Origin of the sequence: Nocardia sp. NPDC058114, from assembly GCF_042884695.1 — a bacterium.
GTDB lineage: Bacteria > Actinomycetota > Actinomycetes > Mycobacteriales > Mycobacteriaceae > Nocardia.
Window position 1 is genome coordinate 1,280,251 of the sequence record NZ_JBHVTK010000001.1, and the last position, 16,642, is coordinate 1,296,892.

Consider the following 16,642-nt stretch of genomic DNA (forward strand, 5'->3'; position numbering starts at 1 on the left):
TGAGTCTGTGAACCGAACCACATCCGGTGGCTCGGATGCCCCGGTCTCTCCCGTCCAGCGGGAAAGACCGGGGGTGGATCATTCGCCGAGGATGTGGCGGACGGCGAGGTGGCTGAACAGCATGGACGCGCCGATCGGATTGCCGCCGCCGGGGTAGACCTCGCCGCTCACGGCAGCCATGGTGTTGCCCGCGGCGTAGAGGCCGGGGATCGGCTCGCCGTCGCGGCCGAGAACCCGGGCCGCGCTGTCGGTGCGCAGCCCGCCCTTGGTGCCCAGATCGGAGATGCCGAACGCCGCCGCGTGGTAGGGCCCCTTGTCGATGGTCACCAGTGGCGGTTCGCCGTTGGAGAAGGCCCGGTCGTAGGCCTCGTCGCCGCGCCCGAAATCGGGGTCGGCACCGGTGGCGACGATCGCGTTGAACCGCTCCACGGTGGCCGCCAGGTTCGCCGCGGGCACGCCGATCTTCGCGGCCAGCTCGGCGAGGGTGTCGGCGGTGTGCCACAGCCCGGCCTCGACGTACTTCTCGGTCTCGACCATGGAGACATTGGTGGCCTTGATCGGCGGCACCTCGCCCTCCTTGTCGTCGTAGATCATCCAGAACGGCAGGGTGAGCCCGCGATCGTTCATCTGGCGGATCACGTCGCGGCCGAGCCGGTCGTAGGGGGCCGACTCGTTGACGAACCGCTTGCCGTCCTGATCGACGAAGATGCCGCCGGTGATCCACAGCGCGAACGCGGACCGCCCGTCGGGATGGGTCAGTCCGGGCGACCACCACGCCTGATCCATCAGATCGGTGTCGGCGCCCGCCGCGATGCCCGCCTGATGCGCCTTACCCTGATTTCCCCAGGGCCCCATGGTGTCTCGCGCCTCGCCCGGCACACCGTAGTGCGTGCGCAGCTCGGCGTTCTGCTCGAAACCGCCCGCCGCCAGGATCACGCCGCGCCGCGCGCGGATCGCGACGCGGGCGCCGTCGCGTTCGACGATCGCGCCGGTCACCACACCGTCCTCGACCACCAGTTCCACCAGCGGCGAATCCAGGTGCAGCTGTGCGTGCGGGTAGCTCGAGATCGCGCGCAGCATCCGCCCGATCAGCGCCTGACCGCCGATCAGCAGGTCCTGCGGGGGAGCGCCGAGCCGGTCGGTGTCCAGCGTTCCGCGCAACGATGCGCGCAGCGGGCCCAGCTCCGCGGCAGGCAGCGGCGTCGGCATGATGTGGCGCTGACCGTCGAGCCGGGCCTTGGGTGCCTTCCCGAAGTAGTCCGGCCACGGCAGCACCATGAAGGCGAAATGGTCGTCGGCTTCGAGGTACTCGATGAGATCGCGGCCCCGCCGCACATAGGTCTGCTGCAGTTCGTCGGGGGTGCGGTCACCGACCACCGCGCGGTAGTAGGTCAGTGCGTCGTCGAGGGTGTCGTCGGTGCCCGCGCGCTCCAGTACGGGGTTGCAGGGGAACCACACCCCGCCGCCGCCCGAGTACGCCGTCGTGCCGCCGAACTTGTCGGTCGCCTCGACCACCGCGACGCTGAGTCCCTCGCGCGCGGCGGTGTAGGCGCCGGCCAGGCCACCACCCGACCCCGCGACCAGCACATCCACCTCGTCGTTCCAGTCCACCACTGTTTCCTCCTGGTACCACCTCGAATTGCGCTCGACGGTAGGCCCGGCGCCGGTGGTCGTGGGGCGGCTCTCCCGATCACCGGGAGAGCATCGATGCGCGAATGTGCCGGTCAGCGGGAAGGGGACCTGCTCGAACGCGGCGCGCGTCCTTAGCGTCGCCCGCAGAGAAACCGGTCTCCATCGAAAGGTAGGCACTGTGAACCCCGAGACCCCATCGGCACCAGCGAAAGGCCCGGCCGACGTCGACGTGGTCGTCGTCGGTGCGGGCATCGCCGGCCTCTACGCGCTGCACCGCTTCCGCGGCAGCGGTCTCACCGTGCGGGTGTTCGAAGCCGGCGACGGCGTGGGCGGCGTCTGGTACTGGAACCGCTACCCGGGCGCGCGCTGCGATGTCGAGAGCGTCGACTACTCGTACTCCTTCGACGACGCGCTGCAACAGGAGTGGAACTGGAGCGAGAAGTACGCCACCCAGCCCGAGATCCTGTCCTACCTCGAGCACGTCGCCGACCGCTACGAACTGCGTCGCGACATCGAATTCAACACGCGCGTCACCGATATCGTGCTCGACGAGCAGACCCTGCGCTGGCAGGTCGACACCGACACCGGCCGCGCGGTCTCGGCCCGGTTCGTCGTGCTGGCCACCGGCCCGCTCTCCAACGCCAACACCCCGGCCATCGACGGACTCGACACCTTCGCCGGGCAGCTCCTGCACACGTCGCACTGGCCGCACGAGGGGGTCGATCTCACCGGCCGCCGGGTCGGCGTGATCGGCACCGGCTCCTCCGGTATCCAGACGATCCCGTGCGTGGCCGAGCAGGCCGAGCGCTTGCACGTGTTCCAGCGCACCGCCAATTACAGTGTGCCCGCGGGCAATACGCCGCTGACCGAACAGGACCGGGCCGCGCAGAAGGCGAACTATCCCGAGCGCAGGCGGCTGTCGATGGCCAGCGGCGGCGGTTCGCCACACCAGGCGCATCCGGCATCCGCGGTCGCGGTGAGCGAGCCGGACCGGCGCGAGGCCTACGAGAAGCGCTGGGCGCTGGGCGGTGTGCTGTTCAGCAAGACCTTCCCCGATCAGCTGACGACCCTCGCCGCCAACGACACCGCCCGCGAATTCTGGGAGGAGAAGGTGCGGGCGGTGATCGAGGACCCGCGCGTCGCCGACCTGCTCGTCCCGCACGACCACCCCATCGGCACCAAGCGGATCTGCACCGACACGAACTACTACCAGACCTTCAACCGCGCCAATGTCGACCTCGTCGACCTGAAGGCGACACCGATCACCCGGATCGACGCCGAGGGCGTGCACACCACCGACACGCATTACCCCCTCGACACCCTCGTGCTCGCGACCGGCTTCGACGCGATGACCGGTTCGGTGTCGCGGATGAACATCGTCGGCCGCGACGGCGAGACGCTCAACCACGCCTGGCGGGAAGGGCCGAAAACCTATCTGGGACTGGGGATGGCAGGGTTTCCGAACCTGTTCAACCTCACCGGTCCCGGCAGTCCGTCGGTGCTGGCCAACATGGTGCTGCACTCGGAACTGCACGTCGACTGGGTGGCCGAGGCGATCGGCTTCCTCGACGGCAGGGGAGCGGTGGCGCTGGAGGCACGCCAGGACGCGGTCGCGGAGTGGGTGCTCGAATGCGTGAACCGGGCCGCGGGAACGCTGATGACACAGGCGAATTCGTGGTACCTGGGTGCGAACATCGAAGGCAGGCCACGGGTGTTCATGCCCTTCGTCGGCGGCTTCGGCGTCTACGGCCAGATCATCGCCGAGGTCGCGGCCGCCGGGTACAAGGGCTTCGACGTCATCGAGGCGTGAGCGGCGACGACGGGGTGGTCCGCACCGGACCACCCCGTCGTCGTGTCAGGCCGTGAAGCCGCCGAACCCGCCCTTGTAGAACAGCAGCGGCTCGGCGCCCTCGGTGGCCCGCAGCTCACCGATGCGCGCGAGTACCACGGTGTGGTCGCCCGCGTCGTGCTCGAGCTCCACCGTCACCTCGATCTGGGCCAGCGCCCCGGCCAGCGCGGGTGCGCCGTTGCCCGCCCTGTCCCACTCGACGCCGGCGAACTTGTCGGCCCCGCTCACCGCGAACTGGCGGCACAGCGCGCTCTGCTCCTGCGCCAGGATGTTGATGCACAACGCGCCCGCCGCCCGCAGCAGCGGCCAGCTGGTGGAACTCTTGGCCGGGCAGAACGACACATACGGCGGGTCCAGCGACACCGACACCACCGACTGGCAGGTGAAGCCGAGCGGTCGCGTCCCGTCGTGGGCGGCGATCACCGCGACGCCCGTCGCGAAGTGCCCGAGCACTCTGCGCAGGTCCGCGGGGGCCGGGATACCTGCGTCGACGACGACGTTGTCCGCATTCATAGAGGTCCTTCCGAACGGAATTCGATGCCTCCCAGAATCCGGGAAGATCGGGCAGCGCCTCAAGACGGCCTCCCGGTCAGCGGTTGCTGACGGGTGAATTCCGGGAAGATCGGTTGCTAGCATTCAGCCATGGCTACCCCCGACCCCGACTCCGGCGTGCCCAATCTGCCGCCGACCAGCTGGGCGGTGCTCGCCATGCTCTCGTACGAGGAGGAGATCTCCGGCTACGACCTGAAGAAATGGGCGGACTGGAGTCTGCGCTACGTCTACTGGACCCCGTCCTACAGCCAGATCTACGCCGAGCTGAAGAAGCTCGAACAGCACGGCTTCGCGAGTTCGCGACTCGATCCCGACAACACCATGCGCGCCAGACGGCTGTACCAGATCACCGCGGAGGGCCGGGCCGCGGTGACCACGTGGTGGAACAAGGCGCCGGTCGATCCGTCGGTGCTCAAACACCACGTGCTGCTGCGCGTGATGTTCGGCCATCTCGGGTCCCCGGATCGGCTCAAGCAGATCCTGCACGACCACATCGCCGACGTCGACAAACTCGCCCAACGCGCCGCGATCGATGCCGAAGCCGCGAAATCCGAACCGGGCTGGGCCTATTCGCAGCTCGTGCTGCAATGGGCGCAGCGCCACTACGCGACCGAACGCGACCTCGCGCAGCAGCTGATCGATGACATCGACAACGCGGCCACCGTCTTGGCGGGCGCCGAACACGACGACCGCACCGACTACCCCCACCCGACGCCGGGTCGCTGGCGCGAGATCGAGCAGCGGGTGCGCGAAGAAGAGCTCGAGCAGCACGACCCGGCGGACTAGGCCGTGTCTCTCCGATCGCGGGTACTGTCGCACCAAAAAGGGAGAGAAATCATGATCGCAGTCATCGCCGAGGTGACCGTCAAAGCCGGTGCGGGTGCGGAGTTCGAAGCCGTCGTCGCCGATCTCGTCGAACAGATCAAGGCCAACGAGCCGGGCAATCTGACCTACCAGCTGGTGCGTTCGCGGACCGACGCCGATCACTACCGGTTCTTCGAGCTGTACTCCGACGACGCCGCCGTCGAAGCCCACGGCCGGTCGGAGCACTTCCGCGCGGCAGGCAAGTTGATGGCTCCTTTGCTGGCGGCTGCGCCGAAGATCGAGTACTTCACCGCGGTCTGAACCTGAACCCCCTACTCGGAACGCGGGCCTGAAGGGTCTCGGGTGGGGCGCTACCGGTACCGATCACCTCGGGTCCCGAGGGAGGTCGAGCGTCTCGCGCACCATAGCCCAGATCTCGGTGCGCGCGGCGACGGTGGCGGCGAGGGACGGGATGCTGAGGAATCCGTGGAACAGCCCGGTGTAGCGGCGATAACGAACCGCGACACCGTCGGCTGCCAGGCGCTGGGCGTAGGCGTCCCCGGCCGAACACGGCGGGTCCAGTTCGGCGGTGACCACCACCGCGGGCGGTAGACCGGCCAGCGAGTCCGCCCTGGTCGGCACGAGACGCACGTCGTCGGTGCCGTGCGGTGCGTAGTTCGCCCAGTACCACCGCATGGCGCTGGTGGTGTTGTAGTGGCCCGTGCCGAATCGCCGGTAGGACTCGGTCTCGAAATCGTCGTCGATCACCGGATAGATCAGGATCTGGGCCGCGATCTGTGGCCCGTCCGCGTCCCTGGCCGCGATGGCCACGGTGGCGGCGAGATTACCGCCCGCGCTGTCACCGGCCACCGCGATCCTCGACGGGTCGCCGCCATAGTCGCCGGCGTTGGCGGCGGTCCACCGCAGCGCCGCGAACATGTCGTCATGGGCCGCGGGGCCCGTGTGCTCGGGCGCGAGCCGATAGTCGACCGAGACCACCACCGCACCGACACCCGCCGCCATCGAGCGGCAGAACTCGTCGTGACTGTCGAGGTCGCAGAACACGAAGCCGCCGCCGTGCGCGAACACGATCACCGGCAGCGGTTCGGCGTCGTGATGCGGCCGGAACACCCGCAGCGGTAGCGGGCCGCCGGGTCCGTCGATCGTGAGGTCGCGCGCCAGCGCCATATCGGGAAGTCGTTGCAGCGGAGCGCGTCTGGCGCGGATCGCGGCACGCGCCTCGCTGGCGGCCATCGTGGCGACATCGGGGAATCCGGCGTCGAGCGTGGCGAGCACGGCCGCGACTTCCGGATCGGGAACCGCACCGGGCCCGGTGGTCGGGAACGTTCGCACAGTCACTGGTCCTCCTGAATTTCGGCGACGGAATCGGACGTCGTCGGCCTCACCGTAGGGTCGGTGCCGCGCGATCCGTACCGCGTTCTCCCACTGGGCGGAAACACCAGGTCGATGCCCTTCGGCGGCTGCCTACGGTCGGTGCATGGAAGCCACGAAGGTCTACGTGATCGACACCGTAGTGACCAAGCCAGGACGGGCCAGGGAATTCGTCGACGCCTATCTGCGCGACTACGCCCCGGGCGCGCGCCGACGCGGCATGACGCTGGAGCGGATCGTGGTGAGTCCGCCCGTGTGGTTCCCGGACGAGTCGAACACGATCATCGCGAGCTGGGTGCTCGACGGCGCACAGGGCTGGTGGGAGATGACCTGGCAGGGACGGTCGGATGAGTCGGTGCGGCAGTGGTGGGCCTCGGCGCGGGAGCTGATCGTCGAACGGACCCGCTCGACCGGCGCGCTCGCCACCGACATCGACAGGCTCGGCAATGTTTGAAGTGACTCGGCTGGTGCATCTTTCGCCCGGCACCGAGGCCGTGGTGCGTGACCGGCTGATGACCGGGGTGCGCGAAATCGCCGCCCCGGCCGCACGCCGCGTGCTGGTCGAGCCCACATTGCCGGGCGTGCGCAACGGTGGTGATGTCCTGGTGCACCTGCGCTTCGACGAGTCCGCGGACTGGACAGGGACCACCACCGAGGTGGATACCCTGCTGAGCGAGAGTCCGGTCGCCCACGTCGACGGCGCCGAATATCACGGCGGCACAGCGGGTATCGCCGAGCCGGACGCCACCGGGTCGGTATATCGGGTACTGCTGCTGCGAGTCGAGCAGCACACCCCGCGCGCGACGGTCGAGCGCTTCGAGGCAGACCTGCTGCGGATGCCCCGCTACCTGCCCGGCATCCGAACCTGGCAGTTGAGCCGGGTCACCCGTGGCACCGGACTCGCGGCGTGGACCCATGTCTGGGAGCAGGAGTTCGCCGACCTCGACGCTCTCGCAGGCCCCTATCTGATGCATCCGGTCCACTGGGCGCACGTCGACCGCTGGTTCGACCCCGAATCCCCGGACATGATCATCCGCGACCGGATCTGCCACAGTTTTTGCGTGAACCGCCCGCTCTGACGGAAGTGATCGTCCGCGAACGGATCTGACCCCGCTGCTGCGCACAACCGGGTCGCGCCGTGCGCCGCCCGCGTTCGGGCCGGCGGCGTACGGCGCGACGGGGCATCACGCCGTACGCGGCCCGCGGTGGTCGGCGTACGAACGGCTCACGCCCAGCGGACGAGGATGCTGCTGCAACGTCGGATGCACCCGGACCCGGCCGTCGTCGACGTGGCGCCAGATGTTGAGCGCGGTCGTGCGCACCGGTGCGCTGAGACGGTGATCGAACAGCATCCGATCCACCGGTCCACACACCGACACCGCCGCCACGGCGGCCTCGCCGAGATCGCCGATGGGCGCCGCGATACAGCCGAAGCCGGGCAGTGACTCCTCGCGCTCGACGGCGATCCCGTGTGCGCGCACCTTGTCCAGTTCGGTGTCGAGCTGGGCCTTGGTGGTGATCGAGTAGCGGGTGCGTGCGCCGGCCTGACCTGCGAGGGCATCGGCGATGCGGCGCTCGTCGGAGTAGGCCAGGATCGCCTTGCCGACCGCGGTACAGGCAGCGGGCCGCCTGCCGCCGACGCGGGTGGGCACCACCGCCGACAGCTCGCCGCCGACCTTGTCGAGGTACACGACGTCGGGACCGTCCAGCACGGCCAGATGCACCACGAACCCGGTGACCCGGTGCAGCTCGTGCAGGAACGGCATCGCCGCGCGGTGCAGCCGGTCCTGGTGCACCGCCAGTGAGCCGAGCTCCATCAGCCGGATGCCGAGTTCGTAGTCGCGCCCCTCGCGACGTAGCCAGCGCAACTGCACCAGCCGATCGAGCATGCGATGCGCCGAGGACCGGGGTAGACCGGTGCGCCGGACGATCTGGGCGAGCGTGAGCCTGCCCGGGCCGTCGAAGGCGTCGAGCAGCAGGGACGCGCGATCGAGGATCGCGCTCGGGGTGGTGGCCTCGGCCTGGATGACCATGAGCTCTCCATTCGGATCTACGAGCTGATGCCCAGTCGCATATTTCGATTAGGCATATACCTATTCATACCATCCGTTGTGGTCGTTGTCACATGAATCGGCAGGCCAATATGAAAAAGACGGCCCCTGGCCCGAGCGAGAAGCTCGGGCCAGGGGCCGTCGTGGGACTACCTGCGGAATTACATCGCCGCGAGCGGCTCACTCCCGGACCAGTCGTGGCCCCAGTAGCTGTCCGCGGTGATCTCCTCGGCGCTGTAGTACGTCTCGTCGACCCGCATGCCTTCGGTACCGAACTCGATATCCCAGCCGCCGGGCGCGCGGACATAGAACGACACCATCTTGTCGTTGGTGTGCCTGCCCAGCGTCGAGGACACCGAGAAGCCGTCCTTGGTCACCCGATCGAGGGCCTGGCCGACGGCGTCGAGGGAGTCGACCTCCACCATGATGTGCACCAGGCCCGGCGCGCCACCGTGCGGGGCAGGGCACAGCGCCAGGCTGTGATGGCGTTCGTTGACACCGAGGAACCGCACCCGCATCGGGCCGTACTCCGGCGGCGCCGGGATCCGGAACGCGCCGCGCGGCAGGAACCCGAGCACGTCGGTGTAGAAGCCGAACGCGCCGTTGGGGTCCATGGTCGGCAGCACGACATGGCCCAGACCCTGTGCGCCGGTGACGAATCGCGCGCCGAAGGGGGTGATCACCGGGCTGTGGTCGAGCACCGCGCCGTGGAAGATCTCGAGGGTGGCGCCGGTCGGGTCCTGGAAGGTGATGACCTCCTCGACCCGGCGCGCGTCGGCCTCTTCGACCGACAGCGGTTTCACCGCGATCCCGGCCGCCGTCACGGCTTCCTGCACGCGGACCAGTGCCGCGTGGTCGCGGACTTCCCAGCCGATCGTGACGATGGCGTCGCTGTCGCCCGGCACGATCGTGATCCGCGCCGCGCGCTCGTCCATCCGCAGGTACAGCGCGTCCTCGTCGGGCCCGCTGCCCTGGGCGAAGCCGAGCACCTCGAACGCGAACTTGCGCCACCGGTCCATGTCGGCGGTCTGGATCTTGACGTAGCCGAGGCCTTTGATGTCTGTCATTTCCGTTGTCCTTCGTGGTGTTCGGGTCAGATCATCGAGCGCAGGTTGTCCGCGGGCTCGAGACCGAGGGAGCTGACGGCCGAGGCGTGATACACCGTGCTCGGCACGTGGATGGCGTGGGCGAGGCCGACGTGCGCGTCGCGCCAGTAGCGCTGCAGCGGCTTGTCGATCCGCATGGCGTTGCCGCCGGAGCGGGCGAAGATCTGGTCCACGGCGGTGACCGCGCGCCAGGCCGCGCGGACCTGGGTGCGCCGGACCGCGGCCCGCTCGGCGAAGCCGATCTCCTTGCCCGCGTCGACGGCGTCGAAGATCTTGTCGGCGTTGGCGAGGAGTTCCTGGCGCGCGGCGTTGATGTCGGCGGCGGCCTCGCCGATGGCGAACAGCACGTACGGATCGTCCTTGACCGCGGTGCCCTGCGCGCCGACCCGGTCGCGCTGGTAGTCCAGGTGCGCGGCCAGCGCGCCTTCGGCGATGCCGACCACCGCGGAGCTGATGCCCAGTGGGAACATCGTCGACCACGGCATCTTGTACAGCGTCTCGGTGACCCCGTACTCCTTCTGCGCGGTGCCGTCGATGACGTGGTCACCGTTCATCACCCGGTAGTCGGGCACGAACGCGTCCTTGACGATGATGTCCTTGGATCCGGTCCCCTTGAGGCCCACCACATTCCAGGAGTCCTCGACGATCTGGTAATCCTGGCGCGGCAGGATCATGTGCAGCATCGTCGGCGGCAGCGCCATCTTGCCCTCGGCATCACCGAGCATGGCGCCCAGGAAGATCCAGTCACAGTGGTCGGTTCCGGAGCTGAACTGCCAGCGGCCGTTGAAGATGTAGCCGCCGTCGACCGGACGGGCGATGCCGGTCGGCGCGTAAGGCGAGGCCATCCAGGTGTCGTGGTCGTCGGCCCACACCTCGTCCTGCACCTTCGGGTCGGCGAAGGCCAGCTGCCACGGGTGCACGCCGACGATGCCGGCGATCCAGCCGCTGGCCGGGTCGAGCGCGGCGGTGGCCATCACCGTCTCGGCGAACTCGCGCGGGTGCGCCTCGTAGCCGCTGTACTTCTTCGGCTGCAGCAGGCGGATCGGGCCCGCCGTCTTCAGCAGCTGGGCTGTGGCATCGGGCAGCTGCCCGAGCCGCTCCGCCTCCGGTGCCTGCTCACGCAGCTGGTCCGCGATGGCGGCGATATTGTCGAGAACTCTGGTCATCTCCGGTGATGCTTTCTGTTCGTAGTGGGGTGGCGGATCAGGACATGGTGTCGATGACGGCGCCGCGGGCGATGTTGTCGGCCACCTCGGCCTCCCAGCTCGTCACCGCGCGATCGGTATCGATCTCGAACTCGAACCGCTTGGTCATGTCCTCGGTGACGTCGTCGACGTCGACATAGAACTGCTTGTACCAACGGCGCAGCTGATACACCGGGCCGTCTTCCTCCGACAGCAGCGGATTGTCGATGGGCGCCTTGTTCTTCCAGATCTCGACGTCCTGCTCGAAGCCGTACTCGACGCCCTGCGCGAACTGCGCCGCCATCGCGTTGGCGTCCTCGTCGGACATGCCCTCGGGCTTCTTGACCATCGCGCCGTACTGCAGCACGAACGAGTTCTCGTCGACCGGGTAGTGGCAGTTGACGAGCACCGTCTCGATTGTCATCCCGTTCGATTCGCTCCACAGCCAATCGAGCATGTACGACGGACCGAAATACGAGGCGTCCGAGCGCAGCGCGGAATCCGGGTCGTCGTAGCTGGTGCCGACGGTGACGTCGTGGCGCGGGGTCGAGCGCATGTACTGGGTGGCGACGTGGCCCTCGAAGACGTTCTTGAAGTAGCGCGGGAACGAGTAGTGCACGTAGAAGAAGTGCGCCATGTCGACGACGTTGTCGACGATCTCGCGGCAGTGCGAGCCCTCGATCAGAATCGAATTCCAGGTCAGGTCGGTCCACTCCGGCGTGCCGTACCCCTCGATCTCGGGGATGGTCACGTCATCGGTGGGCTTGCTGCCTTGCGGGTCGTGCCAGACGTAGAGCTGGCCGTTGCGCTCCAGTGTCGGCCAGGTGCGGGTCTTGGCCAGCGGCGGCACCCGGCGCGCGTACGGAATGGCCGTGCACTTGCCGTTGCCGCCCCAGCGCCAGTCGTGGAACGGGCAGGCGATCGAGTCGCCCTTGATGGTGCCGCGCGCGAGGTTGCCGCCCATGTGGCGGCAGTAGCCGTCGAGCACGTGCAACGCGCCGTCGGATTCGGACTGGAACACCACGAGCATGGTGCCGAAGGCCTTCACCTCGTGCGGGTTGCCGTCGCGGAACGACGAGAGCAGGCCGAGGCAGTGCCAGCCGCGGGCGAACCGAGTCGGCGCCGCGGCGGCCTCGATCTGCCGGTAGTCGGCGGTGGTGTCCTGCGATCGGCCGTTCGGCGAGTTCTCCGGCATCGAAACCTCCATGTTCGGACGGAGTGGGGATGAGCTGCGCCGATGGTCGCGCCGCGCGGGGGTCGGCGGGTCGTGGTGTTCCCGGTCAGCGGACATGTTTTCGTCCCGGTCGGCCGCTGTCCCGATGACCGGGAGAGGAACCGATCACAGGAGGCGGACCGCCCTACCGTGACGGCATCGGTTTCGACGAGCAGGAGTGAATCATGGGTAACGTCGCGGTGGTACTGGACACCGATGCCATCCGGCTGTTCGCACAGGCGGCGCGCTCGGACAATCCGGCCTACCGGCTCGCCGATCGGCCCGTGGTGCCGCCGACCTTCCTGCCCGCCGACGGATCCATCGCAGGGGAGCGAGTCGAAACCGATCACCGGTTCTTCGGTCCGCCGCCGCGCGCGGGTGACCAGCTGACCGCGATCCGCGCGGGCGCCCCCGGCCAACCCGCCGTCGGCGCCGCCGAGTCGCTCACCCGATACTTCGACCGCACGGGCGGTCTGGTCGCCGAGTCGTGGGCGGCGGCGGAAGCTTTCGCGGGCGAGCAGGTGTCACCGCAGGCGGCGGCGCTGCTGGCGACCTACGCCACCGACTGGCTCGGGGCCGAGGCGATCCGCCGCTTCCGCACCAGGTCGGTGCGACCACTGCCGCCCGGCGATGTCATGTCGTGTTCGGGGCGGGTGACCCAGAGCTACGTGCAGGACGGCGAATCCCGGGTCGATGTGAGCCTGTGCGGCGCCGACGCCGCGGGCACCGTGGTCGTCCGTGCGTGGGCCACCTTCGCCGTGACCGGCGACGGGACCCCGGACCCGCGCTAGGGGAGCGGACCTCTCCTCGCCCGCGGGCGCGGACAACGGGTAGTCGACTACTCGTGAGGATGGCTGCGGTGGCGACGACGATCGTGTGTACGCAACTGCCGACACACCTTGTCCACCCTTCGGGAAGGGGCCTGCGATGACCGTCCACGTGGATTCTCCGTCGACAACCGGATTCGAGAGCGACGCGCCGCGGACCGGGTACGACCCGGACTTTCTCGGGTCGAGGGTCGAGGTTCCGGAACTGGATGCGGCCGTGCGCGGCGATGCGGTTCGTCTCGACGGCTCCGACGTGATCAGCTACACCCACTTCTCGTTGGCGCTGAGCAGGCCACGGCGGTTCGCGTTCTGGGTGGCCTGGAACATCGACGGCGCCGCGATGCGCAAACTTTCCCGCACCGGCATCGACTTCGTGAAAGACCCACGCGTCCCGGCCGAGGCGCAGGTGGGAAACGAACTCTACCGACAGAATCGGCTCGATCGCGGCCACCTGGCGCGGCGCGCGGATCTGCTGTGGGGCAGTGAGGCCGAAGCCGAGCAGGCCAATGTCGACTCGTTCTTCTACACCAACATCACCCCGCAGATGGACGACTTCAACCAGAGCAGTCGCGCCGGGGTGTGGGGCCAGCTCGAAGACGCGGTCTTCGCCGACGTCGAGGTCGACAACCTGAGGGTGAGCGTGCTCGGCGGGCCCGCCTTCCGCGCGGACGACCAGGTGCATCGTGGGGTGGCCCTGCCTCGGGAGTATTGGAAGGTGATCTGCTTCGCCGAGGGAAACCGACTGCGGTGCAAGGCGTTTCTGCTGACCCAGCACCTCGACGAACTCGAAGCGCTCGCCCTCGACGAGTTCCGCGTTTTCCAGGTCGCCGTGGCCGAGATCGAACAGCGAGCGCACTGCCGATTCCCGGCCGCGCTCCACATCGCCGACACTTTCGTGACCCAGGAGTCGGTGGCCCAGCGCAGCCCGCTCGAGTCGACGGCCGATATCAGCTGGTAACCGCTAGCCGACACCGGCGCGGGTTACGACGTCGCCGCCCGACGTGCCGCCACGCGCGCCCATACCTGGGGATCGGTGCGTGGGCCGCCGGCGGTGGTCGCGCCGTACCGCCGGATCTGGGCGTCGATGTCGAGTGGCGCGGTCAGTGAGGTGCCGGGAGCGAGCGCGTCCTCCACCTGCTCATCGGGCACCAGCCAGCACACCTCGAACTCGATGCCGTCGGGGTCGCGGGCGTAGAGCGCCTTGGTCGACCCGTGATCGCCGGCACCGGTGAGTGCGCGAGCCGCCGTCAAGCGGTCCCGGACGGCGACGAGCTCGGACAACGTGTCCACTTCCCAGGCGACGTGATAGAGCCCGACCGAGCCCGCCGGGCCCGCCGTGGGTGTCCTGGCCTGGAAGAGGCCGAGGTCGTGATCGTTGGCCGAGCCGGGGTGACGCAGAAACGCGCCGCCGGGGAATCCTTCGGCGAGCCGCTCGAATCCGAGCACGTCCTCGTAGAACGCGATGCTGCGCGGCAGATCCGCGACGAACAGAACGATGTGGTTGATTCCCCGCATCGGGCGGTGGCCTCCTCGATCGACAGTCTCGATCTCTGAGCGTCCCACGCCGACCTCCGGCGACACCACTGGACGACCGGGGAGTGGGAGACTTTCGTGCCTGGGCGGCTCGCGCTATTGCGCCGACTTCGTCGCGGTGACGTGCTGCGTGCTGTCGGAGCTGAGCAGCAGCCGGGCGATGAGGTCGGTGAGATGTTCCCGGGTGGTGTCGAATTCGCCGCGCATCCAGGCCGCGACCAGCTCCAGTGCGCCGCTGACCACGCTGTAGGCGGTCATGTCGGCGTCGAGCGGATCGGCGGGTTCGGCGAGGATCTCGCGACCCACCGCCGACATCGCGCGCGCGATCGCGTGCTGGGTGGTCAGTCGCGCGGCCTGCAGTGCCTCGGTGCTCTGCGCGTTGAGCAGCAGGGCCGATCGGCGGGGGTCGGCGAGCAGGAAGCCCAGCGCGGCGTCCGCCGCCGCGCGCACCTGGCTGTGGACGTCGGGGTCGGCGTCGTGGGTGGCGGTGACCACCGCGGCGATGCCGAGGGCGGTGTGCTCCTCGACCAGCGCGGTGAGCAGGGCGTCGCGGTCGGTGAACTGCTCGTAGAAGTAGCGATCGTTGAGCCGGGCTCGCACGCAGACGGCCCGTTTGGTGACCGCGGGCGCTCCGCCCTCGGCGAGCAGGTCGAGCGCGGCGTCGAACAGCGCGCCGCGACGGCGGGATCGGCGTTCGTCCGCGGCTACACCGCCGTAGACGCGTGATGTCGCCGCGTCGTCGGTGTCGTTGCGCATGGCCGCCCTTCCTCTTCCTCGGGCGCCAGAATAGTCCACCCGGAACTCTTGACCCTCCCTCAATTCTGGTGCACTCTGACACCAGACTAGTTTATGGTGTCGTCCAGCACCAGAACTGTCGGCGGAACAAAGGAGTTCACCGATGACCTGTCCTGTGCCACATCAGGAAACCCGCTCGGTCGACGTCAGCCCGGCGTCCTCGCGCGAATCCCACAGCGCCGTCGCACGATTCGAACGTGTCGGCGGCTCGGTGCTGTTCGGTTTGTTCGGGGTCGGCCTGTTCGACCAGCCGATGCTGCCCCCCGTCTCGGCCGCGCTCGAGGCCACCGGCCGGGCGCGATATCAGCCGTGGGCGCGGGCAGTGCGCACCGCGGCGGCCGACCAGCTGATCTATCACGGCGAAGACGCTGACCGGGACGCCGAGTCGCAGCGGCTCATGCTCCTGCATCGCGACGTCAAAGGCGTCGGCCCGGACGGTGAACGCTATTCGGCGCTCAACCCGCACGCCTGGAACTGGATCCTCTACTCGACTTTCTTCGTCCAGCGCGGCGCCTACCTCGCATTGACCGGCGACACCCCGTCGCCGGCCGCCGACCAGGCCATCTGGGACCACTACCGCACCAAAACGCGCGGCCTGCACCTGCCGGGTAACTCGCAGCCGATCGCGAACTACGCGGACCTGGCCGTCCACTACGACCAGATGATCACCGAACTGCGCGCGACCCCGGCGCTGGAGGCGGCCACCACAACGGTTCGCCGTGCACCGCGCCCGGACTTCCTGCCCGCCGTCACCGCCCCGTTCTGGTGGGTGAGCGCGCCCACGTTCGGCTATATCGCGATGGTTCTCGGCTGCGGGATCATGCACCCCGAGGTGCGCGCCAAGATGCCGATCGCCTGGACCGCTCGCCACGACCGGCACTTCCGAATCCTCACGACCGTCCTGCGCGTCGCCTACACCCGGCTCCCGGCCGCGGTCACCGACTCCCCGATGGCCCGCAATCGGCGCAAGTACGAACGCCTGGCCGGGCGATACCGGGAGATCGGCCTCACCTCGTTCGCACCGGAGACCGGCCAGGCCCGATCGCGGCGGCGCGTGCGAGCCTAGCCGCGATCGAGTGGCGCTCGGTCCGGCGCGGAGCCCGGCAGGTGCGGATCCATCCAGCGCAGCATCCGGTCGACCGAATCCGCGCAGTCGCCCTGCGCGCCGGACTCGGCCCACTCGATCAGCGCGGCGAAGGTGGCGGACTGGTACGCGGTGGCGATGGCCCGGCAGATGGGAGCGGGGGAGCCGGGCAGTCGACCGGCGAGGTAGTCCGACAGCGTATCGATCCACGGACGGTAGATCCGGGGAGCGGTCGCGGCCAGCTCGGGTTCGGAGGAGATCAGCCGCAGCCAGTCCGGCGCCAGCTCCTGGATCTGCGGATCGCGCGACACCGACTCGACGATCGCGGACCGCACGACCACCGCGGGCGGCTCCTCGGGAGCGGCGCCGGCGAGCGCGTCTCGTAGCCGCTCCGTCGCGGGCGCGACCCCGATCCAGGCGATCTCGGCTCGGGACGAGAAGTGTCGCAGCAGGGTGCGCGTGCTGATTCCGGTGGCCTCGGCGAGATCGCTCCAGCTGGTGGTGGCGAAACCGCGGTCGGTCCACAAGCGCAGTGCGCCGACCGACACGGCCCTGGTGTCCAGCACGGAGGGGCGGCCGGGGCGGCGGGGAGCTGGCTGGGTCACCGTGAAAGCCAAACA

The 16,642-nt window shown here is 68.9% G+C and carries 18 protein-coding genes; 8 read left to right on the top strand and 10 right to left on the bottom strand.

Annotated elements, in window-relative coordinates:
* Positions 1–78: 78 nt before the first annotated feature.
* Entirely contained in the window at positions 79–1,614 is a 1,536-nt protein-coding gene (locus tag ACFVVI_RS05855; protein WP_387443514.1) for an FAD-binding protein, read from the bottom strand.
* A 196-nt stretch (positions 1,615–1,810) separates the two neighbouring features.
* On the opposite strand from ACFVVI_RS05855, the gene ACFVVI_RS05860 reads away from it, so the two are divergent.
* Positions 1,811–3,442 carry a flavin-containing monooxygenase gene (locus ACFVVI_RS05860; RefSeq protein WP_378987693.1) on the top strand — a complete coding sequence of 544 codons (1,632 nt, stop codon included), beginning with the start codon at positions 1,811–1,813 and terminating at the stop codon, positions 3,440–3,442.
* 45 nt (positions 3,443–3,487) lie between these two features.
* Here the strand turns inward: ACFVVI_RS05860 and ACFVVI_RS05865 are convergent, their stop codons facing one another.
* Positions 3,488–3,994: a flavin reductase family protein gene (locus tag ACFVVI_RS05865; protein ID WP_378987690.1), complete on the bottom strand. Its 507-nt coding sequence runs from the start codon at positions 3,992–3,994 to the stop codon at positions 3,488–3,490.
* Between the two features lie 129 nt (positions 3,995–4,123).
* Between ACFVVI_RS05865 and ACFVVI_RS05870 the strand changes: the two genes are divergently transcribed.
* Positions 4,124–4,819, top strand: coding sequence for a PadR family transcriptional regulator (locus ACFVVI_RS05870; protein WP_378987687.1), 696 nt, complete (start codon positions 4,124–4,126; stop codon positions 4,817–4,819).
* Positions 4,820–4,870: 51 nt separating this feature from the next.
* The gene (locus tag ACFVVI_RS05875; RefSeq protein ID WP_378987684.1) at positions 4,871–5,158 is read left to right on the top strand and encodes a putative quinol monooxygenase; all 288 of its coding nucleotides are present in this window, start codon (positions 4,871–4,873) and stop codon (positions 5,156–5,158) included.
* A gap of 63 nt (positions 5,159–5,221) precedes the next feature.
* On the opposite strand, the gene ACFVVI_RS05880 is transcribed toward ACFVVI_RS05875, so the two are convergent.
* Positions 5,222–6,196: an alpha/beta hydrolase gene (locus tag ACFVVI_RS05880; protein ID WP_387443517.1), complete on the bottom strand. Its 975-nt coding sequence runs from the start codon at positions 6,194–6,196 to the stop codon at positions 5,222–5,224.
* A 139-nt stretch (positions 6,197–6,335) separates the two neighbouring features.
* Here ACFVVI_RS05880 and ACFVVI_RS05885 point away from each other — a divergent pair, with 139 nt between their 5' ends.
* Both ACFVVI_RS05885 and ACFVVI_RS05890 read left to right on the top strand, forming a co-directional pair.
* Entirely contained in the window at positions 6,336–6,683 is a 348-nt protein-coding gene (locus ACFVVI_RS05885; RefSeq protein WP_378987678.1) for a hypothetical protein, read from the top strand.
* On the top strand, positions 6,676–7,308 hold the full coding sequence (locus ACFVVI_RS05890) for a Dabb family protein (protein ID WP_387443519.1): 633 nt from the start codon (positions 6,676–6,678) through the stop codon (positions 7,306–7,308). The genes ACFVVI_RS05885 and ACFVVI_RS05890 overlap by 8 nt, the downstream gene beginning before the upstream one ends.
* 105 nt (positions 7,309–7,413) lie before the next feature.
* On the opposite strand, the gene ACFVVI_RS05895 is transcribed toward ACFVVI_RS05890, so the two are convergent.
* The 4 genes from ACFVVI_RS05895 to ACFVVI_RS05910 form a co-directional block, all read right to left on the bottom strand.
* A complete protein-coding gene (locus tag ACFVVI_RS05895) occupies positions 7,414–8,262 on the bottom strand; it encodes an IclR family transcriptional regulator (protein WP_378627732.1) in 849 nt (282 codons plus the stop codon).
* A gap of 179 nt (positions 8,263–8,441) precedes the next feature.
* Positions 8,442–9,347 carry a biphenyl-2,3-diol 1,2-dioxygenase gene (gene bphC / locus ACFVVI_RS05900; RefSeq protein WP_378987672.1) on the bottom strand — a complete coding sequence of 302 codons (906 nt, stop codon included), beginning with the start codon at positions 9,345–9,347 and terminating at the stop codon, positions 8,442–8,444.
* A gap of 26 nt (positions 9,348–9,373) precedes the next feature.
* Complete coding sequence (locus tag ACFVVI_RS05905) at positions 9,374–10,552, bottom strand: acyl-CoA dehydrogenase family protein (protein WP_378987669.1); 1,179 nt, start codon at positions 10,550–10,552, stop codon at positions 9,374–9,376.
* A gap of 37 nt (positions 10,553–10,589) precedes the next feature.
* Positions 10,590–11,765, bottom strand: a complete 1,176-nt coding sequence (locus ACFVVI_RS05910; RefSeq protein WP_378627736.1) for a Rieske 2Fe-2S domain-containing protein — start codon at positions 11,763–11,765, stop codon at positions 10,590–10,592.
* A gap of 203 nt (positions 11,766–11,968) precedes the next feature.
* Here ACFVVI_RS05910 and ACFVVI_RS05915 point away from each other — a divergent pair, with 203 nt between their 5' ends.
* Together ACFVVI_RS05915 and ACFVVI_RS05920 are read left to right on the top strand one after the other, a co-directional pair.
* Positions 11,969–12,574 carry a hypothetical protein gene (locus ACFVVI_RS05915; protein ID WP_378987663.1) on the top strand — a complete coding sequence of 202 codons (606 nt, stop codon included), beginning with the start codon at positions 11,969–11,971 and terminating at the stop codon, positions 12,572–12,574.
* A gap of 136 nt (positions 12,575–12,710) precedes the next feature.
* Positions 12,711–13,568: a DNA/RNA non-specific endonuclease gene (locus ACFVVI_RS05920; RefSeq protein ID WP_387443524.1), complete on the top strand. Its 858-nt coding sequence runs from the start codon at positions 12,711–12,713 to the stop codon at positions 13,566–13,568.
* A gap of 23 nt (positions 13,569–13,591) precedes the next feature.
* Here ACFVVI_RS05920 and ACFVVI_RS05925 read toward each other — a convergent pair whose 3' ends face one another.
* A complete protein-coding gene (locus ACFVVI_RS05925) occupies positions 13,592–14,125 on the bottom strand; it encodes a VOC family protein (RefSeq protein ID WP_387443527.1) in 534 nt (177 codons plus the stop codon).
* A 114-nt stretch (positions 14,126–14,239) separates the two neighbouring features.
* The gene (locus ACFVVI_RS05930; protein ID WP_387443529.1) at positions 14,240–14,899 is read right to left on the bottom strand and encodes a TetR/AcrR family transcriptional regulator; all 660 of its coding nucleotides are present in this window, start codon (positions 14,897–14,899) and stop codon (positions 14,240–14,242) included.
* Positions 14,900–15,041: 142 nt separating this feature from the next.
* On the opposite strand from ACFVVI_RS05930, the gene ACFVVI_RS05935 reads away from it, so the two are divergent.
* Positions 15,042–16,004 carry an oxygenase MpaB family protein gene (locus ACFVVI_RS05935; protein ID WP_387443530.1) on the top strand — a complete coding sequence of 321 codons (963 nt, stop codon included), beginning with the start codon at positions 15,042–15,044 and terminating at the stop codon, positions 16,002–16,004.
* Here the strand turns inward: ACFVVI_RS05935 and ACFVVI_RS05940 are convergent.
* Positions 16,001–16,627, bottom strand: a complete 627-nt coding sequence (locus ACFVVI_RS05940; RefSeq protein ID WP_387443532.1) for a TetR/AcrR family transcriptional regulator — start codon at positions 16,625–16,627, stop codon at positions 16,001–16,003. The genes ACFVVI_RS05935 and ACFVVI_RS05940 overlap by 4 nt on opposite strands.
* Positions 16,628–16,642: the final 15 nt, after the last annotated feature.

Coding starts and splice junctions, on each gene's coding strand:
- ACFVVI_RS05865 (WP_378987690.1), bottom strand. CDS start 3,994: ATGAATGCGGACAACGTCGTCGTCGACGCAGGTATCCCGGCCCCCGCG.
- ACFVVI_RS05870 (WP_378987687.1), top strand. CDS start 4,124: ATGGCTACCCCCGACCCCGACTCCGGCGTGCCCAATCTGCCGCCGACC.
- ACFVVI_RS05875 (WP_378987684.1), top strand. CDS start 4,871: ATGATCGCAGTCATCGCCGAGGTGACCGTCAAAGCCGGTGCGGGTGCG.
- ACFVVI_RS05885 (WP_378987678.1), top strand. CDS start 6,336: ATGGAAGCCACGAAGGTCTACGTGATCGACACCGTAGTGACCAAGCCA.
- ACFVVI_RS05890 (WP_387443519.1), top strand. CDS start 6,676: ATGTTTGAAGTGACTCGGCTGGTGCATCTTTCGCCCGGCACCGAGGCC.
- ACFVVI_RS05895 (WP_378627732.1), bottom strand. CDS start 8,262: ATGGTCATCCAGGCCGAGGCCACCACCCCGAGCGCGATCCTCGATCGC.
- bphC (WP_378987672.1), bottom strand. CDS start 9,347: ATGACAGACATCAAAGGCCTCGGCTACGTCAAGATCCAGACCGCCGAC.
- ACFVVI_RS05905 (WP_378987669.1), bottom strand. CDS start 10,552: ATGACCAGAGTTCTCGACAATATCGCCGCCATCGCGGACCAGCTGCGT.
- ACFVVI_RS05910 (WP_378627736.1), bottom strand. CDS start 11,765: ATGCCGGAGAACTCGCCGAACGGCCGATCGCAGGACACCACCGCCGAC.
- ACFVVI_RS05915 (WP_378987663.1), top strand. CDS start 11,969: ATGGGTAACGTCGCGGTGGTACTGGACACCGATGCCATCCGGCTGTTC.
- ACFVVI_RS05920 (WP_387443524.1), top strand. CDS start 12,711: ATGACCGTCCACGTGGATTCTCCGTCGACAACCGGATTCGAGAGCGAC.
- ACFVVI_RS05925 (WP_387443527.1), bottom strand. CDS start 14,125: ATGCGGGGAATCAACCACATCGTTCTGTTCGTCGCGGATCTGCCGCGC.
- ACFVVI_RS05930 (WP_387443529.1), bottom strand. CDS start 14,899: ATGCGCAACGACACCGACGACGCGGCGACATCACGCGTCTACGGCGGT.
- ACFVVI_RS05935 (WP_387443530.1), top strand. CDS start 15,042: ATGACCTGTCCTGTGCCACATCAGGAAACCCGCTCGGTCGACGTCAGC.